At 43.1% G+C, this 20,746-nt stretch carries 17 protein-coding genes, 2 tRNA genes and 1 pseudogene; 8 read left to right on the top strand and 12 right to left on the bottom strand.

The window, feature by feature from the left end:
- Position 1: 1 nt before the first annotated feature.
- The 6 genes from H9653_RS02410 to H9653_RS02385 form a co-directional block, all read right to left on the bottom strand.
- Positions 2-77, bottom strand: a tRNA-Gln gene (locus H9653_RS02410).
- Positions 78-319: 242 nt separating this feature from the next.
- Positions 320-395: transfer RNA gene (locus H9653_RS02405), tRNA-Gln, on the bottom strand.
- 448 nt (positions 396-843) lie between these two features.
- Positions 844-1,110, bottom strand: a complete 267-nt coding sequence (locus H9653_RS02400; RefSeq protein ID WP_191690190.1) for a hypothetical protein — start codon at positions 1,108-1,110, stop codon at positions 844-846.
- Between the two features lie 49 nt (positions 1,111-1,159).
- Positions 1,160-2,116 carry a 4-(cytidine 5'-diphospho)-2-C-methyl-D-erythritol kinase gene (gene ispE, locus H9653_RS02395; RefSeq protein ID WP_191690188.1) on the bottom strand — a complete coding sequence of 319 codons (957 nt, stop codon included), beginning with the start codon at positions 2,114-2,116 and terminating at the stop codon, positions 1,160-1,162.
- Positions 2,117-2,177: 61 nt separating this feature from the next.
- Positions 2,178-2,813 (bottom strand): lipoprotein insertase outer membrane protein LolB, encoded by a 636-nt coding sequence (gene lolB, locus H9653_RS02390; protein WP_191690186.1) that lies wholly within the window; start codon positions 2,811-2,813, stop codon positions 2,178-2,180.
- Positions 2,814-3,040: 227 nt separating this feature from the next.
- Positions 3,041-4,963 (bottom strand): tetratricopeptide repeat protein, encoded by a 1,923-nt coding sequence (locus H9653_RS02385; RefSeq protein WP_191690184.1) that lies wholly within the window; start codon positions 4,961-4,963, stop codon positions 3,041-3,043.
- A gap of 601 nt (positions 4,964-5,564) precedes the next feature.
- Here H9653_RS02385 and hemA point away from each other — a divergent pair.
- The 4 genes from hemA (at position 5,565) to H9653_RS02365 (ending at position 9,765) form a co-directional block, all read left to right on the top strand.
- Complete coding sequence (gene hemA / locus H9653_RS02380) at positions 5,565-6,950, top strand: glutamyl-tRNA reductase (RefSeq protein WP_191690182.1); 1,386 nt, start codon at positions 5,565-5,567, stop codon at positions 6,948-6,950.
- A gap of 606 nt (positions 6,951-7,556) precedes the next feature.
- Entirely contained in the window at positions 7,557-8,699 is a 1,143-nt protein-coding gene (locus tag H9653_RS02375; RefSeq protein WP_191690180.1) for an aminotransferase class V-fold PLP-dependent enzyme, read from the top strand.
- 146 nt (positions 8,700-8,845) lie between these two features.
- The gene (locus H9653_RS02370) at positions 8,846-9,283 is read left to right on the top strand and encodes a YeeE/YedE family protein (RefSeq protein ID WP_191690178.1); all 438 of its coding nucleotides are present in this window, start codon (positions 8,846-8,848) and stop codon (positions 9,281-9,283) included.
- Positions 9,284-9,345: 62 nt separating this feature from the next.
- Positions 9,346-9,765, top strand: a complete 420-nt coding sequence (locus H9653_RS02365) for a DUF6691 family protein (protein ID WP_144296760.1) — start codon at positions 9,346-9,348, stop codon at positions 9,763-9,765.
- Positions 9,766-10,023: 258 nt separating this feature from the next.
- On the opposite strand, the gene H9653_RS02360 is transcribed toward H9653_RS02365, so the two are convergent.
- Positions 10,024-11,688, bottom strand: a complete 1,665-nt coding sequence (locus H9653_RS02360) for an AMP-binding protein (protein WP_191690176.1) — start codon at positions 11,686-11,688, stop codon at positions 10,024-10,026.
- Between the two features lie 380 nt (positions 11,689-12,068).
- On the opposite strand from H9653_RS02360, the gene H9653_RS02355 reads away from it, so the two are divergent.
- A complete protein-coding gene (locus tag H9653_RS02355) occupies positions 12,069-14,204 on the top strand; it encodes an NADPH-dependent 2,4-dienoyl-CoA reductase (protein ID WP_191690174.1) in 2,136 nt (711 codons plus the stop codon).
- 96 nt (positions 14,205-14,300) lie between these two features.
- Here H9653_RS02355 and H9653_RS02350 read toward each other — a convergent pair whose 3' ends face one another.
- The 4 genes from H9653_RS02350 to H9653_RS02335 form a co-directional block, all read right to left on the bottom strand.
- Positions 14,301-15,092 (bottom strand): tetratricopeptide repeat protein, encoded by a 792-nt coding sequence (locus H9653_RS02350; RefSeq protein WP_191690172.1) that lies wholly within the window; start codon positions 15,090-15,092, stop codon positions 14,301-14,303.
- An 84-nt stretch (positions 15,093-15,176) separates the two neighbouring features.
- Positions 15,177-15,707, bottom strand: a complete 531-nt coding sequence (locus H9653_RS02345) for a hypothetical protein (RefSeq protein ID WP_191690170.1) — start codon at positions 15,705-15,707, stop codon at positions 15,177-15,179.
- A 3-nt stretch (positions 15,708-15,710) separates the two neighbouring features.
- Complete coding sequence (locus tag H9653_RS02340; protein ID WP_191690167.1) at positions 15,711-17,048, bottom strand: PAAR domain-containing protein; 1,338 nt, start codon at positions 17,046-17,048, stop codon at positions 15,711-15,713.
- Between the two features lie 220 nt (positions 17,049-17,268).
- Positions 17,269-18,288 carry a lipoate--protein ligase gene (locus H9653_RS02335; protein WP_191690165.1) on the bottom strand — a complete coding sequence of 340 codons (1,020 nt, stop codon included), beginning with the start codon at positions 18,286-18,288 and terminating at the stop codon, positions 17,269-17,271.
- A 233-nt stretch (positions 18,289-18,521) separates the two neighbouring features.
- Here H9653_RS02335 and H9653_RS02330 point away from each other — a divergent pair, with 233 nt between their 5' ends.
- Together H9653_RS02330 and H9653_RS02325 are read left to right on the top strand one after the other, a co-directional pair.
- A complete protein-coding gene (locus H9653_RS02330; RefSeq protein ID WP_191690162.1) occupies positions 18,522-18,968 on the top strand; it encodes a hypothetical protein in 447 nt (148 codons plus the stop codon).
- A gap of 36 nt (positions 18,969-19,004) precedes the next feature.
- Positions 19,005-19,595: a hypothetical protein gene (locus H9653_RS02325; RefSeq protein WP_191690160.1), complete on the top strand. Its 591-nt coding sequence runs from the start codon at positions 19,005-19,007 to the stop codon at positions 19,593-19,595.
- A gap of 103 nt (positions 19,596-19,698) precedes the next feature.
- On the opposite strand, the gene H9653_RS02320 is transcribed toward H9653_RS02325, so the two are convergent.
- Positions 19,699-20,247 carry a GMC oxidoreductase gene (locus H9653_RS02320; protein ID WP_225211568.1) on the bottom strand — a complete coding sequence of 183 codons (549 nt, stop codon included), beginning with the start codon at positions 20,245-20,247 and terminating at the stop codon, positions 19,699-19,701.
- Between the two features lie 187 nt (positions 20,248-20,434).
- Between H9653_RS02320 and H9653_RS02315 the strand changes: the two are divergent.
- Positions 20,435-20,659: pseudogene (locus tag H9653_RS02315) on the top strand (tryptophan synthase subunit beta); the annotation flags it as partial.
- Positions 20,660-20,746 lie beyond the last annotated feature (87 nt).

Below are 20,746 nucleotides of genomic sequence, written 5' to 3'. Positions count from 1 at the left end.
ATGGCAGGGGTAGCTGGACTCGAACCAACGGATGTCAGGATCAAAACCTGATGCCTTACCAACTTGGCTATACCCCTGTAATGTCTAGGCTGTGTACGTCGATATCTAGGCATAATTTATACTAAATTACGCTTAAAATAGCGTCACGACCTGTTCGTTATATTATAAACAGATAAACTGTCTACAATATAACTTTTCCCTAACGGTGTTCATTGCGAACTATACCGAAACTGGGATAACGTTGTCAATGTCAATAAAATAAGCGTTTATTTAAAAACGGCTTATAATGACGACATATCGAACGCTTTACACTTAAAAATGGCAGGGGTAGCTGGACTCGAACCAACGGATGTCAGGATCAAAACCTGATGCCTTACCAACTTGGCTATACCCCTATTGAGGCGACCTATTATAAATAAATATTTAGATTTTGCAAGTCATTTGCGCCTTTTTATGGCTTTTATTATAAATAGGTCGAAAATAAAACCGATGTTGAGTTAATGAAAATTTATATATGGTCTTTATACTCATTTTATTTATACGCTATAAGTAGGGTTTGGCCTCAGTTTTAGCTTGTATAGGCTAATTATTTGGTAAATCTGTAGCGTCCATAAACTGTGAACCCAAAAATACGATATATCTATTTTCCAAGCATTTAGGGTCTGCTTGTTGCTCGAAATTATAATCGTAATTAGGGTCGTATTTCCCGCCGCTTAAGGGTCCGTTAGTAAATAGCTCAGTGTTCAAAGCTATATCAACGCCATTGGCGGTCAGAGTCTGGGTCTCCTCATTCCAAGTGGTGATGCCATGAGGAAACACAGGAACGTTAAGCCTATCATCGTTTTAGATAAGTAGACAGCCGTCTTTCATAACCAAAGTACCGCCCATAGCTGGTTCTATCTCCGCACCACGCTTATATGGATAAGTAAAAAACTGGGCATAGGGCTTATTTTCAAAATCGTTAGTGCTGCTATCACTGGCCATGTTATCGATAGATACTTTTGGCGCAGGTAACGTGACGTTTTGAGTATCAGAATTGTTGGTGCAGGCTGTCACGGCTATTGAAAGGGCCAAAATACTTATTGATAACGTAAAAGAATTGCTTTTCATGATAAATAACCTTTAGGCGAAGAAAATCATATTATTAATTCTATTTAACTTATAGATTTCCCACTACGTAGGCGGCACAAGGTGCATCGTTAACCCACTTTGCCAACAGCGTTTTATCATCAATAACACTTACATCCAATGGCAAAAATACGGCGCTACCAGAGCCGGTCATCCGAGCTGTGCCGAGTGCCTGTGATTCCAACCCTTGCAAATACCGTAACGCTGCATCGACGGCAGGAGCAAGGCTTGTCACTACTGGCGTAAAGACGTTTTGATAAGGCGTATTTAAATGTTGTACGTAGTCATTGGAATGGTTTTGAATGGTTGCAATCGATAGCGGGGCGATATCTCGTTGTAGCTTTGGATGGGTGAACAGCTTAGCCGTGTTGACATGGGCGTTTGGGGTTAAGACTAAATATTGCTGCTCGGGCAAATCAATGGCGGTCAGCTCCTCGCCAATACCCATAGCAATGGCATCTTGCCCAAAGATAAATATCGGCACATCGGCGCCGATAGTAGCAGCGATTTTTATCAGCTCATTTTTAGTAATGTTAAGCTGCCAAATCTCATTTAAGACTAATAAGGTCGTTGCGGCATTGGATGAGCCACCGCCTAAGCCTGCACCCATTGGTAAATGCTTATCCAAGGTGATTTGCACTGATTGCAGCTGCTTAGGTAGTCTGTCAGCTTGAAGAGCAAATGCTAGTAACGCTTGGGCGGCTTTAAAAATCAGATTGTCATCGATACTACTGGTTATGGTGTCGGCACCAGCAAGCGTTAGCAGCTGATGACAAAGCTTAGTAGCGTCGAAGGTTTTATCTATAATAGAAAATACTGTATCGTCTACAAACGTAAAATGCAGATAATCGCCCCAGTCAAGCAGGCGAAAGACGGTTTGCAGATTATGATAGCCATCAGCGCGCTTACCAGTGATATGCAAAAATAAATTAATCTTGGCCGGTGACAAGCGCGTGATAACTGATGTTGCGGTGGTGCGTTCAGTCATAAATAAATGTCTTTATGAGTTGTAAGTAAAGATAGTGTTTTCTACTGTCTACATAAGGCCATTATTTTTGATGGTCGATGGTCATCACTACTTTATTGCCTTGTGACTGTACGGCACTGATTTTATTTGGCAATTTGTCGTTGCCTTTATAACTAAAGTTCGCTTGCCATTCACCATTGACCGAGCTAATTAAACGGTTTTGGTCATCAAGCTGTGGCGCGCTGTCTGAAGGCGCTGGGCGACCCGATATCCAATACGGCATTTGTGAAATCGGCGCTTGCCAGCCTGTGGCTTTTTTGAGCAAGGTTTCAGGGTCAGCAGCGGTTAACGTGCCGGTTTTTTCGCTGACTAAAGTCGCCGACTGACCATTATACTCGATATTGGTTTTGCCAATACCAAGCGCGCCAATCAATTCGATAGCAAAACGGTCATTTTGTTGTCCCCATGCATAAAACGCACTGCCGCCTTGGTTTCCTGAATTGTCCTTACTAGGTGTGGTAACGCCGATTTTGCCCGTGATATTAAAGTTCTCAAGCTTTTTAGGTTGTTCAGGTTTCTGACCTTGTACTGTGCCGATAGGCTGGTTGGTAGCATTAGCGGTTTTTAATGATTGGCAACCAGATGTCATAACGAGCGCGGCGGTTAAAGCGCTAAATAGCGCCAGTTTATTCGGCTGATTTTTTTTTAATACTGACATGATATATCCTCAAAAATAGACAAGTTTTAAAAGTAACAAGTTTTAAAAGTAATAGATTTTTTAAAAGATTAAATAAAACAATAAACGCTTAGCTTAAGCATGATTTGTTACGCGCTGATGCATGGCTGTTCATTTCTTATAACTGGCTTGTAGTTTTTATCGCAAACGTTTTTATTTTTAATCGTATTTTATGATGAGTATTCAATAAGCTTTGAGCAAAAAGCTGCTTAATAAAGCTGTATACGGTCATTGACGTTGCGCTGCCCAAATGAAAAACGCTCTTGTAACTCAGCAAGCAACGCCTCAACTTTTTCATTATCGCCTAGCCCTTGATAAGCGCGCAGCAGTAGCGTGCCTGAACGTAGGGTTGGAAAAACGTCGTACGGGGTTTGTAGATAATCGATGACTTGTTGATAATCTTCGTTCGCTAAAGCATTGGCGGCGAGTACGTTTAACGCTTGCAAATGCAGCTCATTGTCATAGCGCGGGTCATCATAACGGATTTGAATGATAGCCGTTGCTAGCGCCAAACCTTGCTTGGATCTGCGTTCATTGGCGAGCAATAACTGCGCATAGCTAAGCTGATAAGCAAGGTTGGTTGGGTCGAGCGTTTGCAAATGGTTTAATAAGGTACGTTTGACGATATAATCGTCTTTGTCGTCAAGCAGCTGGGCGCGGGCAAATAGCAGCATCTCATTATTAGGATATTTGCGGCTGGCGCGCGTTAATAACCGTAGCGCTTCCTCGGATTCATTTTGCTGCCATAAGATATCCGCTTGCATGACAAAGCTGTCAGGCGCGAAGATGCTAAAGTCTTTACGCAGCTTCTCTAAAGTAGCAATGGCTGCATCGACGTCGTCATTTAGCAGCTCAAACGACACCAATTTTCGCCGCGCTTCTAACACCAAGTCCTCTTGCATCACGCCATTGAGATAGTATTTTGCTTGCTCAAAGCGCTGTTGGCGCTCGGCACTGATGCCAAGGTAGTAATAGGCTTGGTCAAGATAAGCCGGATTTTTAGCCAAGATATTCAGCAGCTGATCGGCGCTGGCGTATTCTTCAACGTCCAAGCTCACCAGCGCGGCGAGCAAAGTGATTTCGTCATCATCAGCAAAGCGCCCGTGTGCATCGAGTAATAGCTGCCAAGCCTGCTCGCTTTGCCGCAAATCGAGTAAATAACGAATCTCATATAAGTATAAGCTCTTGCTATCAGGATTACGTAGGCGCGCTTGGTTAATATAATCAAGCACGGCTGCTGATGGCTTGGTCTTGCGCAATATGTCGGCTTTTAAAGTGATAAAAGGCACATAATCTGGCTGACGCGCAAGGGCGCGATCGATATGGACAATAGCAACCTCAGGCTCATCAAATTGATACAGTAAACCAGCCTTTAATACCGAAAGCGAAGCGTTCTGCTCGCTATCGATAGGTTGCAAAGCGGCAAGCAACTCGCGTTTGTCTTCATCGGTATTGGGATAAATGCCAATCAGTATTTCGCTCAGATCGGCGCGTGGGTCGTAGTTTAAAATGCGATTTAGAGTGGCGCCCGCCAATTCATAGTCGTGCGCACGCAAGGCCAAATGCGCCACATAAAACCAAGCGGGCACGTGGTCGGGGTTTTGGTCTTGCCAAGTTTTGGCAAAGCGCAATGAATCCTCAATGCTTTCATTACGTAAAGACAAGCTTAGGGCGCGCTCAAATACCGCGGTCGCATCTTGCTTAAAAGATTGCTGCTTATAAATAGTTAGCGCGCGCTTATTATTATCGCGATCTGCGGCAAACTCGGCATCCAACAGCGCGTATAAACTTGGCTCACCAAGCTCTGATTGGGTTTGGCTAAATGCTACTAGATTGCTTACAGAAGTATCGTTTTCTGCTAGCTGAGACTGCTCAGTAGACGGTAGTTGAGAAGGTATTTCATGAGCAGTATGACCAATGATATCGCTTTTCTTGGCTGGTGAAGTTGTAGGCGAATTGGCCAAATCAGTGTTTAATATGGGAGCGGTCAACGCCGGGCTGACATACTTGGCGTGGGCGGGTAATCCTAGGCATAGACAAATGGCCAACGACAAGGTTAGCTTATAACGCTGGCATAGGCGCTCTATGGTGGCTTGCAATAAGGCGCGGAGGCGAGATTGATCATTATACATAGGTTGCAGTCTAAAGGATGACCCAAAAAATCTAGCGAGCAATATTTCCCCATTAGTCCACTTGCATTCTAACAGGAGGATTTTATTGTCATTATTTTAAATAAGTATTCGTCATTACCATTATAAGAGCAGATGAAAGCGATAAACAATAGCGCCTATGTTACTCAAATACTAACAATGTTTAGGCGATTAAGTAATGACGATAAATGACTTTAAGTAGCGTTCAATAAACTCTGATAGCTTAAACATCTGCTAGTAAGTCCTCTAGTAAACCAGCGCTGACAAATTAGATAAATATAACTGGCACTTATTTTAAAAACCATCACAGCAGTTGATTTATCGTCGTCATGCCCAGATACAGACAAATACCATCGCCAAGCGTTGCCTGTTAAATAAAGCTGGCAATAATGATATAATAAGCGCTTTTTAGGCGTTTACACTGTGTCTCTCGTGGCGTATTGTGCGCATTGTTTATTAAAGACAGTTTATCAAGCACTGTCTGTGAAAAGCTGTTTTTTAGCACTGCTGATTGAATAGGATTTCTTAACATTCTAAGAGCGTTTGGCTGGCAGGTAAACGTTATATTTATGGTCTATCAATAATGAGATTAGTGGTCATTGGGGTCAATCACAAAACCGCACCAGTCGCTCTACGAGAGCGCTTGGCGCTTGTTGGTGACGATGTGAATATCGCCCTTAAACAGCTAGAGCGCTTTACCGATGGTAGCGTCATTGTCTCTACTTGTAACCGTACTGAGATTTATGCGCTCGTCCCGCAAATCTCATTACCGCCAGAATCAGGCGCGCATTTAGCAGAGCCGCAAGTTGCTACTATTGCCCGCAATAATGCAATCGCTGTGCAGACTGCTTCAGCGGCCATCAGCGCCCATATCCTAAAAATAAAAACATGGCTGGCGGATTTTAAGCAGTTGTCGTTGGATGAGATTGACCCTTATCTTTATGTGCACCGTGATACCCATGCATTGACCCATTGGCTCAGAGTCGCCGCTGGTCTTGACTCGATGATATTGGGTGAGCCGCAGATACTCGGTCAAATCAAGCGCTCTGTGCATTTGGCGCAGGATCAAAAGGCCCTAAGCAATCAGCTAGGCTGGATTGTCGATCAGGTATTTGCCGCCGCCAAACGCGTGCGTAACGAAACCCAAGTGGGCGCGCAAGCGGTATCCCTTAGCTATGCTGCCGCCAAATTGGTGACGCAAATATTTGATGATTTGCCCAGTCGTACCTTATTAGTCGTCGCAGCAGGCGAGATGAATCGCTTGGTAGCGACTCATATTGCAGGGCTTGGGGTCGGTCGGGTTATTATTTGTAACCGTAATCCTGAGCGTGCTGAAGCATTGGCCGCTGAATTGCGTCGACCTGATCGCATTATAGAGGTGAGAGCGCTGCAAGAGTTGCCGCAAGTATTGGCAGAAGCCGATATTGTCAGTAGCTGTAGTGGCAGCATGGATGTGCTGATTGATAAAACCATGACCTTGCGCGCGCTTAAAAGCCGTCGCTATCAGCCGATGCTGATGATTGACTTGGCTGTACCGCGCGATATTGATTCGACCATTAGCCGTATCGATGATGTTTATCTGTATTCTGTCGATGATTTGCAACACGTGATTGCTGGTAATATTGAGCAGCGCCGGCAAGCAGCGGTCGATGCTGAGCTGCTGGTCAGTCAGTTGGTGGTCGAGATGGATCGGCGCTTTCAAGTGCGCCAAGTTGGTAAAGAGATTCAACAATATCGCGCGCGCACCCATGACCAAGTCGATAAGCTGCTGCATGAATCCATTGCTAAGCTGCAACAAGATAACGCCAGCCCTGAAGCTATTATCACTGAGCTATCGCGGCGTTTAACCCAGACGCTGACCCATGCGCCCTCGAAGTTGATGCGCAAAGCGGCACGTGAAGGTGACAATGAATTGCTAGATTTTGTGGTCTCGGGATTACAAGACGCGCATCGTGGTCGTCGTCAGTAATCATTACTCCTTTTAATGCACTAATTATTTTTCCTATTATTTCTCTTAAAACCGTTTCTTTTAAAACTCTTCCTTTTGAAACGGTTTCTCTTTAAAAGTCATAAATTGGCTAAGCTTTCGACTTATGCAAGCTGAGCGTTGTCAACCTGCATTATCAGTGCTAATATCAAGTTGTTATGAGTATATTAAGTGGCGATAATTTTTGGTTATGTGGTAGCGGTTATTTATAATGAGCCTTTAATCAATTAATTTTGGCTTTTTTTCAAAGTCTAATTTTATCAATTGCCTCTTAATATCTTCTCATTTCATTAATTCTCAGTATTGATAATTCAATAGGCTGTCATTCACAGTCTGATAATGGCGCGCCTATCGTCTGTAGTACTGTTTAGAATAGTAGTACTGTTTAAAATAAAAATAAAGCGCACACGATATACTCGTCAACGGCAATAGCGCTAGGATAAAGCGCTATATCGTCAACCCTGCGTCATACTCTCGATGATTACTCGATATGAGTGCCCGATAAATACTATCTATCATAGTATTTGGCTCGTTATTACTAAAATTTGCCAATACCTATATTGCCTAACTATAAACTAGGAGCGTCCTATGACTGCATTACGTCAAGATATTGATCCAAACGGCTTATTAGAATATTCGGTGGTCTATACTGACCGCGCCTTAAACCACATGTCAAAAGTCTTTCAGCAAGTGATGAATGACTTGTCTAGCAACCTAAAGTCAGTTTATAACGCTGATGCGGTGGCGATTGTACCGGGCTCTGGCACTTATGGGATGGAAGCCGTGGCGCGTCAATTGGCCAATGATGAAGACTGCCTGATTATCCGTAACGGTTGGTTTAGCTATCGTTGGACGCAAATTTTAGACAAGGGCAAAATTGCCAAGTCGTCTACAGTATTGACTGCCAATCGTGAAGAGGGTGACTCGCCAAAGCCATTTGCGCCTGTTGCTATTGATGAAGCGGTTGCTAAAATTAAAGACACAAAACCAGCCATCGTTTTTGCCCCTCATGTTGAAACCTCATCAGGCATAATTTTGTCAGAAGACTATATCAAAGCATTGGCCGAGGCTGTTCATAGCGTTGGCGGTCTATTGGTCATTGACTGTATTGCCTCGGGTTGCGTCTGGCTTGATATGAAAGACTTGGGTATTGACGTGCTGATTAGCGCGCCGCAAAAAGGCTGGAGCAGCACGCCGGGCGCAGGTCTGGTGATGCTCAGCGACGCGGCTGTGCAAAAAGTAGAGAGCACTGAATCTGATAGTTTTAGCCTAGATTTAAAACAGTGGTTAAATATCATGCGCGCCTATGAAAATGGCGGTCACGCTTATCATGCAACCATGCCAACCGATAGCTTACGCCAGTTCCGCGATACCGTTCATGAAGCTAAGGAAGTCGGCTTTGATAAACTTTGCGAGGCGCAGTGGGAGCTTGGTAAGCGTATTCGTAAAGTATTGGCGGACAAAGGCATTGAAAGCGTGGCGGCAGAAGGTTTTGAAGCACCGGGTGTTGTCGTTGCTTATACTGACCGTGATGACATGCATAAAGGTAGCGCCTTTGCTGAAGCTGGCATGCAAATCGCCGCTGGTGTCCCGCTACAAGTAGGCGAGCCTGAGAACTTTAAAACTTTCCGTTTAGGTCTATTTGGTCTTGATAAATTGACCGATGTCGACGGAGCGGTACAACGTTTTGAAAAAGCGCTTGATGAAGTATTGGCAGAGCAGCCTGCATAATTTTTACTATAAGTTAGGTAACAATACTGAGTTCTGTTAAACAGATCTCAGTATTTTTTTACCTATTTATTATATTTTATTATATAATGTATTTATATAAAACGAATTTAAAACTGTGTTTGATAAAATTGGCTTAGGTAAACATTATGAGTATACAAATAGACTGGCAGGCATTTACGCCAATCTCCTTAGTAGGCGGACTGATGCTAGGGGTGGCGACTGCCATTTTGCTGTTAGGTGTTGGCCGTATTGCGGGGATTAGTGGTATTTTCTCAAGCCTCTTAAAACCCAAGCGCGTTGAGATGTGGCAGGTTTTATTTATCGCCGGTCTTATCGTCTCGCCGTTATTATATCGTTTGGTCAAGCCGTTACCAGTGCTAGATATCAGCACCTCTATACCGTTATTAATTGCGGCAGGGCTGCTCGTTGGTTTTGGTACGCGTCTCGGTTCAGGCTGTACCAGCGGACATGGTATTTGCGGTAATGCGCGACTGTCACCACGCTCGATGGCGGCGACAGTGACCTTTATGTTGTTTGGTATCTTAACCGTTTATATCGGTTGCCATGTTTTGGGTTTGATTTAAAAATCGCATAGACAGCACGTTATTTATAACTGCTTGGATTAATACATTAGGTGTGAGAAAAAATGCTGAAAAATATAATTGGATTAGTAGCAGGATTATTATTCGGTTTTGGACTGCTGATATCAGGGATGACTGACCCTGCTAAAGTACAAGGCTTTTTGGACGTCTTTGGCGCGTGGGATATCTCCTTGGCACTGGTGATGGGCGGCGGTTTAATAGTAGCGATAATCGGTGTGCAATTAGCCAAATGGCAAAAGACCAGCTGGGTGGGCACTTTTATCTTATTACCAAGTAAGACGGTGATTGATAAAAAGTTGCTAATCGGCGCGATGATGTTTGGTATCGGTTGGGGACTTGTGGGTATCTGCCCAGGACCGGGTATCGTGCTACTTGGGACAGGACAATGGCAAGCGTATGTCTTTATTCCAGCAATGATAATGGGTATGTTGGTTTATCAATGGCTTGAACCAAAGCTGAATTAGTTGTTTGGCTATAGTCAGTCCTAAATAAAATTAGTACAAGTATGATAACGCGCTACTGGTATTCATTTTCCTTGCTTGCTGTGCCTACCCAGACAGAGGCTGCGCAAAATGAATACCAGTAGCTCTGTGTTTATTTTATAGCAGACTGTCTACAAGAATAAGTTTTACGTTCTTAGTTCAAGAAAAAAGGGTCAGCCTAATCATAAGACTGACCCTGTTTTATGCAAATTGCTCAAAGTGCAAGTTTTTCAAAAGCTATTATTTAGCGCTAGCCGTAACTTTTGGCGTTTCGTGCGCCAATGATTTGGCGGCTTGGCGTAGCTCAAACTTCTGTACTTTACCGGTACTGGTTTTCGGAATTTCAGCAAAGATAATATATTTCGGCACTTTAAATCCAGCCAAATATTGCTTGCAATGCTCCATGACATGATCGCGTTGCAAAGTGCTACCAGCATGAATTTCGATAAAGGCGACGGGCACTTCGCCCCATTTATCATGCGGCGCGGCAACGACCGCACAGCTTTGGATTTCCGGCATTTTATATAAGACGTTTTCGACTTCGATACTAGAGATATTTTCGCCACCTGAGATGATGATGTCTTTAAGCCTATCCATGATTTTGATATAGCCGTCAGGGTATTTGACGCCCAAATCACCGGTACGGAACCAACCATCGACAAAGGCTTCTTCAGTGGCTTTTCGGCTTTTAAGATAGCCTTTCATCACCATGTTACCGCGCAGTGCCAGCTCGCCCATCTCTTCGCCATCAGCAGCAACGGGTTCAGTGGTCCCTTGTTTAAACAGCTCAAAGCCTGTCATCAAATGCGAGGTCACTCCTTGACGAGATTTTTTCTGCGCACGAGCAGCGACATCAAGCGCATCCCATTCTTCTTGCTCAGCACAAACAGTGACCGGACCATAAACTTCGGTGAGGCCATAAACATGTGAGATATGAAAGCCCATGGCTTCCATAGCAGCGAGCATAGTTTCAGACGGCGGCGCACCAGCGACCCAGCCTTTGACTTCATGGTTAATGGCTTCTTTATACTCAGGCTTACCGCCGGCAATCATATTGTGCACCACGGGCGCTGAGCAATAATGGCTGACTTTATACTTGGCAATCAGCTGCAAAATCAAATCAGCGTCAATTTTACGTAAGCAGACGTTGACGCCCGCGCGCTCAGCGATGGTCCATGGGAAACACCAACCATTACAATGGAATAGGGGCAGCGTCCATAGATACATGGGATGCTTGGGCATATCCCAATCTAAAATATTAGACACGGCATTGAGCGTGGCACCGCGATGATGATAGACCACGCCCTTGGGCTTACCAGTGGTGCCAGAAGTATAGTTGAGCGCAATGGCATCCCATTCATCGAGCGGTTTTTCCCAATTATCCAAATTGTCTGAGCTGGCGATTAACTCTTCATAACTCATAGTGCCAAAACGCTCGATATCAAGCGCTTTATCGGTCGCATGAATCACGATGAAGTTGGGAAAAGCTTCATCAATAATCTCAGCATGCTCAGCAAACTCGCTGTCTAAAATCAATACTTTGGCCTCTGAGTGTTGCAGGCAAAAGGTTAGGGCATTGATATCAAGTCGGGTATTAAGGGTACAAAGCACGCCGCCTGACATTGGCACGCCAAAGGCGCATTCGACCATCGCTGGCGTGTTCGGCATCATCACCGCCACCGTGTCATTTTTATCGATACCCAATTTACGCAGACCATCAGCCAATTGACGACAGCGATCATAAGTCTGTTGCCATGTCTGCGTGAGCTCATTGTGCTCTAGGTCGTCGTAGATAATTGCAGTCTTGTCAGGATAAACCTGCGCGCTGCGGATAATAAAATCGATAGGGGTCAGCGGGTGGTGATTGGCAGCATTTTTGCCAAGACCGGTGTGAAAGTCTGTCATGGGGATAGTCCTTTATCGTATTGCGGGTATTCGATGGTGCAGGGATTTAGCGAAGCGGCTATTATAGAAGCCGTTGTCATAAAAACAATTGTCATAAAAACGGTCGTTATAAAACACGTTAAATATTGACAACGCTCACGCTATTATAGCCAATCGCCCCAAAAATTGGGCGGGTTTTATGAGGCTTGCTTAATAAAAGCCATAAAGTCGAGGTAAACATCTGACTGTCTAGGATTGGTATCAAGATAGTGCTCACTCATCAGTCGCTTGTCCGCGTAGCTGATGATAATAGCGGTGTGTTACGATAGCAGCAACGCTAAATCCCGTGACTTTTCTGTTTTCAGAACGTAGTTTGTTAATTCATTCATAAGGAAAATGATATGACCGCCAGCCGCACTGCCAATACCATTGAGACCGCCAGCACCAACGAGCACTACCCGCATTTATTTGAGCCGCTGGATTTGGGCTTTACTACACTTAAAAACCGCATGGTGATGGGCTCGATGCATACGGGGCTTGAAGACCGTTTTTATAATTACGGCAAGCTGGCGGCGTATTTTGCCGAACGTGCCAAAGGCGGCGTGGCGATGATGATTACCGGGGGCATATCGCCCAATCGCGAAGGCTGGTTGCTCCCTGCTGGCGGCACCATGAACACCCGCGCTGACGTCATTAATCATCAACGCGTCACCCGTGCGGCGCATAAATATGACAGCAAAATCATCATGCAAATCTTGCACAGTGGTCGCTATGGTTATCATCCGTTTGCGGTGTCAGCAAGCCCGATTAAATCGCCAATCTCGCCGTTTAAACCGCGTAAGATGAGCATCAAAAATATCGAACAAACTGTTAAAGACTATGCGCGCTGTGCCAAACTTGCCAAACAAGCGGGTTATGATGGCGTTGAAATCATGGGCTCTGAAGGTTACTTGCTCAATCAGTTTTTATCGCGTCATGTCAATAAACGTACCGACGAATACGGCGGCGATATTCAAAATCGCATGAAGTTTGCGGTCGATGTCGTGAAAGCAGTTCGCGAAGCAACGGGTGAAGATTTTATTATCCTATTCCGCTTGTCAGTGATCGATTTGGTCAAAGACGGTAACGTTATGGATGAAGTCATCACTGTTGCTAAAGCGCTAGAAGAAGCGGGCGTGACCATTATGAATACTGGAATTGGCTGGCATGAAGCGCGCGTACCGACCATTGTCACTAGCGTACCACGCGCGGCGTTTGTTGATTTCACTGCTGAAATTAAAAAGCATATTAATATTCCAATGATGGCAGCCAACCGTATCAATATGCCAGAAACAGCGGAAGAAATCGTTGCCAGTGGGCAAGCGGATATGATTCAGATGGCGCGTCCGTTCTTAGCCGATCCGCATTGGGTCAATAAAGCTAAAGAAGGTCAAGCCGACCGTATCAATACCTGTATCGCCTGTAACCAAGCCTGTCTTGACCATACTTTTGAAAATAAACGCTCAACCTGTTTGGTCAACCCACAAGCCTGCTATGAGACGGAATTGGTTTATAAGAAGACCAAAAAACCTAAAAAAGTGGCGGTCATCGGTGGCGGTGTCGCGGGCATGTCAGCCGCTCATGTTGCAGCTTTGCGTGGTCATGACGTCACTTTATTTGAAGCAAAAGATATTTTGGGCGGTCAGTTTAACTATGCTAAAGTCATTCCTGGTAAAGAAGAGTTCTTTGAAACCATTCGCTACTATATCAATGAGCTTGAGCACTTAGGTGTTGAGATTAAACTCAATACCAAAGTCGATAAAGCCATGCTTGAAAAAGCCAAATTTCATCATGTCATCGTTGCTACTGGTGTGGTCCCAAGAAGTCTAAAAGGTAAGCTTGAAGGCGCAGATTTACCACAAGTCATCAGCTATGCTGAATTGCTTTCTGGTGAAAAATCCGTGGGTGAAACCGTCGCGGTCATCGGTGCGGGCGGTATCGGCTTTGATGTTAGTGAATATCTAACCGCCAATCATGGGCAGCCATTAGATGAGCTTGGTCCTGAATTGCTAAAAGACCCAAGCTATCGTCCAAAACCGCAGTCAATCAGCGATTGGCGCGAAGAGTGGGGCGTGACGTCTGATACTAACTATCAGGCAGATGGCGGCTTGATTAAACCTGAAGGCATTAAACCTGTACGCCAAGTGTACTTAATGCAGCGTACTAAAGGTCGCTTGGGCAGTGGGCTCAATAAAACCTCGGGCTGGGTGCATCGTGCTCATGTTAAGTCGCATGGCGTCATCCAAGTATCAGGTGCGCAGTACGACAAAATTACCAACGAAGGTATTTGGATTACTAACAATCAAGGTCAAAGCCAGCTGTTACGTGTCGATAGCATCGTGGTCTGTGCTGGTCAAGAATCAGTGGTTGAGCTGATGCCAAATGTCGGTGATGCACCAGACGCACAATATCATTTGATTGGCGGTGCTAAACTTGCTGCGGAGCTGGACGCCAAACGTGCGATTCGTGATGGCGCTGAGGTTGCGGCGAGTATTTAAAAGTTTAATTTTTGAATTAAAGTTTTAAATTGAAAGGACGGTAGGGGAGGGATCTCCTGCCGTTTTTTACTTCGTAAACTGTGACCCTTTTTAATTCTATAGGGGTTCTTCGATATCACCTAATGTGAGTCCAGTTTCTTGTGTGTTATAAATAACGATACCTTCATCGTCGATTTTACCATTCATGACCAATCTACCGATGCGATTACTGGCTTGTTGATTGCCTTGATCGGCGGCCTTTTGATACCACTCAAAAGCTTTGTCATAGTCCTGAGGAACACCGTAGCCGTTCTCGTAAAGACCGCCGATATTAAGTTGCGCTATATCCAAGTCTTGACTAGCAGCTTTTTTGTACCAATCCAATGCCTTGGTATAGTTTTGAGGCACTCCTCTACCAAAATAGTACATTGTCCCAATATTGTTTTGAGCAAGTACAGAGTCATTGCTGGCTGCTAATAAGTACCAATGCATTGCTTGTTTATAGTCCTTCTCGAAACCTTCTCCATTTTCATACATAATAGCGATATTACTTTGAGCTGGTGCATTTCCCTGATTAGCAACTGGAAGTAAATATTTGCCTGCTTTTTTATAACTTTGTTCCGTACCTATACCCTCATAATACATGATACCAGTGTAGAATTGTGCTGGACTATTTCCTCTATCTGCAGCTTTTTTAAATAAGCTAAAAGCTTCTTTATCATCCTGAGGGACTGAATCGCCCTCATAATAGGCGAGGCCGAGCTCGTATATTTCAGTAGGAGTGCTTTGATTAGATAATATAGGTGTGTTTGAAGACTCCGCTGAACAAGCAGAAGCTATCAAACTACTAGATAGTACCGTAGCGAGCAATATAGACTGAGTTAAGTTATAGATTTTTTTATGATGCACTGTTATTCCTTTTAATAGTTTTTTTCTATCTGTTCTTTAAGATAGTATTTTTAAGTTCTTGTCACGCAAAGTAGCAATATATTATTATTCGTTTAAATTGTAGCAAGGGAGACTATAATCGTACTTAAGTTGTACTAAGGTACGGGCATCAAAAGATTCATATTCATAAATTTTTCGCATGTCCATCATATACATAAATATAGTGGCCTTATCATTGCAAAGTATATGAATATATTTGGCTGCTTCTTTAGATCTAACTGGGGTTTTGGCTATATAATCATTCTTGTCAATTTGTTCAGTAACATCTACCCAGCCTTTTTCAATAAGATATTTATGCAAACGTAACAGTTTTTTCTCATTAAACTCAGGACTAACATACCAAGCAGTGAACCAAACTTCTCGATTAATATGACTATATTCATTGTTGTTAAAGTTAATAAAATTGGCGATATCATCTAATTGAGATATTAACCAACCTTCTTTCTCAATCAACTCTTGTTGATATATTTCTAGATCTTTATCTGGTTCTAATTTAATAAATGAGATAAAAAAAACGAAAACGAAAGCAACAAATAAGATGTCGGATAATTTATATTCTTTATCTCTTATTTTCACTAATTATTTTCCTGTATATACTATTATATTTTTCGCACCGCTATACTGCATGCTTTTTGCTAATTCCATATTTGCAGAACCTTTACTAGCTCCAGAAGAAGAGTTATTTTGTCTAGCTGTTAACGAAAAGCTTGTAGTCACTCCACCAGAGACTGCTACTGTTGTGCCATCATCAGTAGTTTCAATGGCAGCACTTGCTGGCCCAAACTCGATTGAATATGAATGTCCCTGACCTGATAATATTGCATCTGTCGCTTCAATATTATTTTTAGCATTGCTACTTATAATACGTCCAACCCCTACCTGAACACTAATGGATGGCGCTTTATTAGTACTAACATTGGCATTTGCTATTTTGGGCACATATACATTCCCATTATGAACGTTTACAGACATTCCCATATCAATACCAAAATGTTTAACACCCGCACCACCTGATATATACACAAAATCTACGTTTGATCTTTGGCCGAATCGCAGCATAGCAGTTGCTGCTGATGCCTTAGTTCTCTCGGGGAAATCCTTAAATCCAGCTTCTATAATACCAAGATTTACAATCATGGCATCTTGAGTATGCTTGGCAACTTCAACTGTTTCCTTAGCTAATTTACCTGCTCTTCTTTCGTAGCTTTTAGCAGTCGAATGTACACTATTAGACATGCTTTGACCAATTTCATCAGCAAGTGCAATCGCTTTGTTTTTATTTCCGTTTTGTTTGTACCAAGGTAGATTAGAGTTAACACCGTTGTTCTTAGGTGCTGTTCTGTTAGGCATCATCCCATTTTTATCGGGGTCCCACTGCACATTAGGATTATGGGGATTATAATTTCCAAATCCTGAGATATTTGCTGATAAATTACTTGGGTTATCTGCTAAGTCGTAACTACCTAAATAGTTGCCTTCACTATCAAACTCATCGACCTTAATATTGCTAGAGTTATTTTCGGAATAGAGCTCAATTACTTCTATAGCAAAATGAACTTCTTCAGGTTCCTCTTCATTACGTTCTACAAATGAATTACTCATATCCGACTTCGCAAACTGTAAAGGCGCTGCCTGCTCAATACTACCTACATCAAATCCCGACTCCGCAAATGACTGCTGAGTCGCAATCAGCTTCGCGCCGCAGCTGGTGACATCGCCACCACGTGCGATAGGCGCACCATCGACGATAAAGGAAGCATCACCACTAACAATAGTGGTGACCTTTTTACACTTTTTACAGATGACTTTATCGCCTTTACGGGCAACAGGGATGCCGTTATGAGTGGTGCGCGGTGAGCCGGAGATGACCGTCCCACCGTGAGAGGTCTTTGCGCCGACGGTGATATAGGCTGCCATAGTGCTACCTTGCTTAAATGCCCAAAGTGTAAACTCTTAACTCGAGTCTATTATTTGCCTGACATTATAGATGGCTAGAGCGTTAAATATCAAACTTAAGTTTATCTAAGGGTGTGATTTAGGCAGCAAGCTTAATCCATGCAAAGTATAAAGGCGATTAAAATGCTGACGGTAATAAGAAATAGAAACTCTTTACTCACTATAAATAACAAGCAAAAATCTAACTTTCCATCTCGCCAATTAACCAATTAGAGACATCATCAATTTGCGCTGCCAAATCAGGATGCGCTTTGCTTAATTCAGCAAGCGTGGCTTTTACTTCATGTCTATTATATTTAATGTCAGTCAATGTCTCTTTTAACAAATCAATCAACTCAACGTTTAGCGCATCAGAGAAAATGACAACATCGCGTATCACTGCTTGTTTCACATCAAGGTGCAAATCAATAATGCCCCAATCAAATCGCGTCTCGATATGATGGCTAAATTCAGGCGTCTTGCCAAAGCGCCAATCCCAATCTGCCATTTGTTGATAGTATTTGTTCAGGTTAGGCTGCTTGGCGAGACTGGCTTCATCCAATTCTTCTACTGGCGTAGTGTCGCCATACTCAGTGTCACGATAATATTCACAAAACGCCTCGATAATCGCATTAGATAAGGTCTCGTGATTGATGTCTTCATTAAACTCAACTAAGTTAGCAACGCGCGCACGCACCGACTTGATGCCTTTGGCTTTGAGCTTAAGGGGATGGGGGTTGAGATAATCGCCTAGCTTTTGCATGTTGGCATTAACTAATAAAGTCCCGTGATGAAAGCTACGATCCGCCGCGTGTTTAAAGGCACTACCTGATATTTTTTTATCGCCGACTTGCATGTCGTTGCGCCCAGATAAATCCGCGTCTATGCCCAACTTTTTTAGTGCATTAATAATGATGGTAAAGTTCGCTTCTTGATCGTAGTCAACTTTGGGTGATAAAAAGGTAAAGTTGGTATTGCCCAAATCATGAAACACCGCGCCACCGCCACTCTGCCGCCGCGCCAAAAATACATCGTCGGCTTCCATCTTATCGATTTTGCATTCTACCCATGGGTTTTGCGAGCGCCCAATGACCACGGTCTCGCTATTGCGCCATAAAAATAGCGTGTGCGAGTCGGGATTGAGCGTATTAAATATCCAATCCTCGGTCGCGAGGTTAAACCAAGGGTTGGTCACGGCAGATTTTAAGATGCGCAGTTTCATTACTTATCCTTTTTCTTGAATAATTATTCTAGATTGAATGTTATCAATAGATACTGTCATTGTTGCCGATGCGTGGTTGGAATTCAATGGGTGTGTGGTATGGGAGCGGTTTAAGTCTGAGGTTTTAAGAAGTTAACTTATTTTTAGTCTTTCTGTTATGATTACGACTGATATTAAGTAACAAATAGCATTGGTTCAAACCAGCTAACTGATGCATAAGAAGAGACTTGGTTATGGATGAAAGGATAAAAAACTTAGACACTCCTAAGAAATGTGAGATTTTTGCTAAAAATGCTTTGAATGCAGGCAGAGAAGATTTGGTAAAACAAGCAAAAGAACGAGCTATTCACTTAAAAGCTGAAAACTATGGTGCTGAAACGTCGGCAGAGAAAGAAGCTATAAAAGCAGTCTATGCTTATGAAGAGGTGCTAAGTGCCAAAAATGGTAAGAAAACACGCGCATCTAGAACTTGGCCAATGATTCAAAAATACGGAATAATTAATGCTGTCGAGCGCGCCGTTGATCGTAAATCTGAGACAAAAGGTTATACCGCATTATTAGAGATGGGCTTGGAAGCCTATGCTTTCGAAGCAGTAATACTTCGCTATCCTGAACTGTTTTCCGACAGTGCTGTAGAAATATCTCAACGACGAATGAGCGAGTGGAAAGAAAATGTTTAGAATAAACACAGTTTTAACTTAGTTGGAGAGTTATGCATGCAAATAGATTTGGCAAATTGGATATCTGTGTTTATAGCTTTAATAGCAACGGCCTCAGCTGCCATAACTTATGCGGTCTACCGTTCGTCAACCGATCCAGAAGTTATTGTTTATGTAGATACAGATAAAAAGCGACCATCACTTATTATTTTAATTATTGAGAACATAGGTAAAGGGCCAGCAGAAAATATAAGTTTTGAAACGTCTAGAGATTTACCTGAAAAAGCTTTCACTATAGAAGAACCTCAGAGCATGCCAAAAACAATGATATCTGGGCCTATCGTAGATGGAATTCCTTTCTTAGCCCCTAACCAAAAAATTATTATTTCTTGGGGGCAATATGGAGGGTTAAAAAAATATATTGGAGGTAAGAATATTATAGTTAAAGCTAAGTACAGAAGAGCTAATTCTATGACTTGGTTTAATAGATCATCGAGTTCGTCTCAGCTTTTCGTTGAAGCATTTCACGGAACAGATATTTCTGATTCAAACTGGGATAAGAAGATTTCAGAAACTTTAATAAAAACTAATGAGCAATTACAAAATATTGATAAAGCAATTAAAAAATTAGGTTCAGGGGAAAGCTAGAATTTGCTCACAAGCACAGACCCTACACACAAGTTACCATTAGCCTTATTCCTATTAGTAGAAACGTGTATATTATGTTAGCAAATTCTACACTACTAATAACCTACCCAAAATCTTCCCTTAAAATCTTATCCATATTACGTTCGGCAAGTCCCGTGATAAACACATACGGATTGACGCCAGCGCTGCCGGGGATTAACACCCCATCTTGCACGTAGATATTTTTGTGCCCTTTGACGCGTCCAAATTCATCGGTCGCTTTGCCCAATACGCAGCCACCAAGTGGGTGATAGCAGAAGTTATCGCCGAAGCCTTTGGTGAACAATAAGCTTGAAGTTGATCCACCATTTACTTTGGCGAGCTTATCTAACAGCTCTTTAGCAGCATTGATCGAGTACTCGTTTTGCTCGCGTTTCCAATTCAGTTTGATGGTTTTGGTGGTCTTATCATAATAATAATTGCCGCGTTCTGGATTGTCAGTGATGGCGAGATATAGCGTCGTCCACGTCTCAAGCCCTAGCGGTAATGGCGCGAGTTCGGCAAAGATTTTGTACTTTGAGCCATCTCTATCGCCGTCCCACATATTGATACCTTTGACCGGAATGGTCGATTGGGTGGTGCCCGCGGCGTGGACGAAATTGCGCCCAGTCATGATGTTGCCGTTGGGTCCCCAATGCTGTCCAATATGCTCGTTTAGCTTATTAAGCTTACCTTCAGCTTGGCTTTTTAATAATAGCTCTGAGGTGCCCGTACTGCCAGCATTAAGGAAGAGCTTATCGCAAGTGTAATGCTCAACTTTATCGATGCCGCCCGTGGTATTGAGGACATGAACTTCTAATCTGAGTCGCTCATTCTATGAGTCGGCGACTGATGCAGAATGTTTACAAGCCTTTATGGCGTTATCACGCCTTGAAGGTATTATCCCTGCGTTAGAGTCGGCACATGCCATTGCCTATGCGATGAAAATCGCCAAGGATATGTCAGCGGATCAGACGATTTTGGTTAATCTATCAGGGCGCGGCGATAAAGATATTGATTTTATTTTGGATAAGGTAAAGCTATAAAAAATCTGCAAACAGTATAAAAAGACAACAGCTCTCAAGCGTGTAACCAGTTATCATCGTGGTTTTTTTAACGTCTAACGCTTGATA

This window comes from Psychrobacter communis (assembly GCF_014836505.1).
GTDB classification, from domain to species: domain Bacteria; phylum Pseudomonadota; class Gammaproteobacteria; order Pseudomonadales; family Moraxellaceae; genus Psychrobacter; species Psychrobacter faecalis.
The sequence above is the reverse complement of the archived record's forward strand: the minus strand, read 5'-3'. Positions and strand labels throughout refer to the sequence as shown.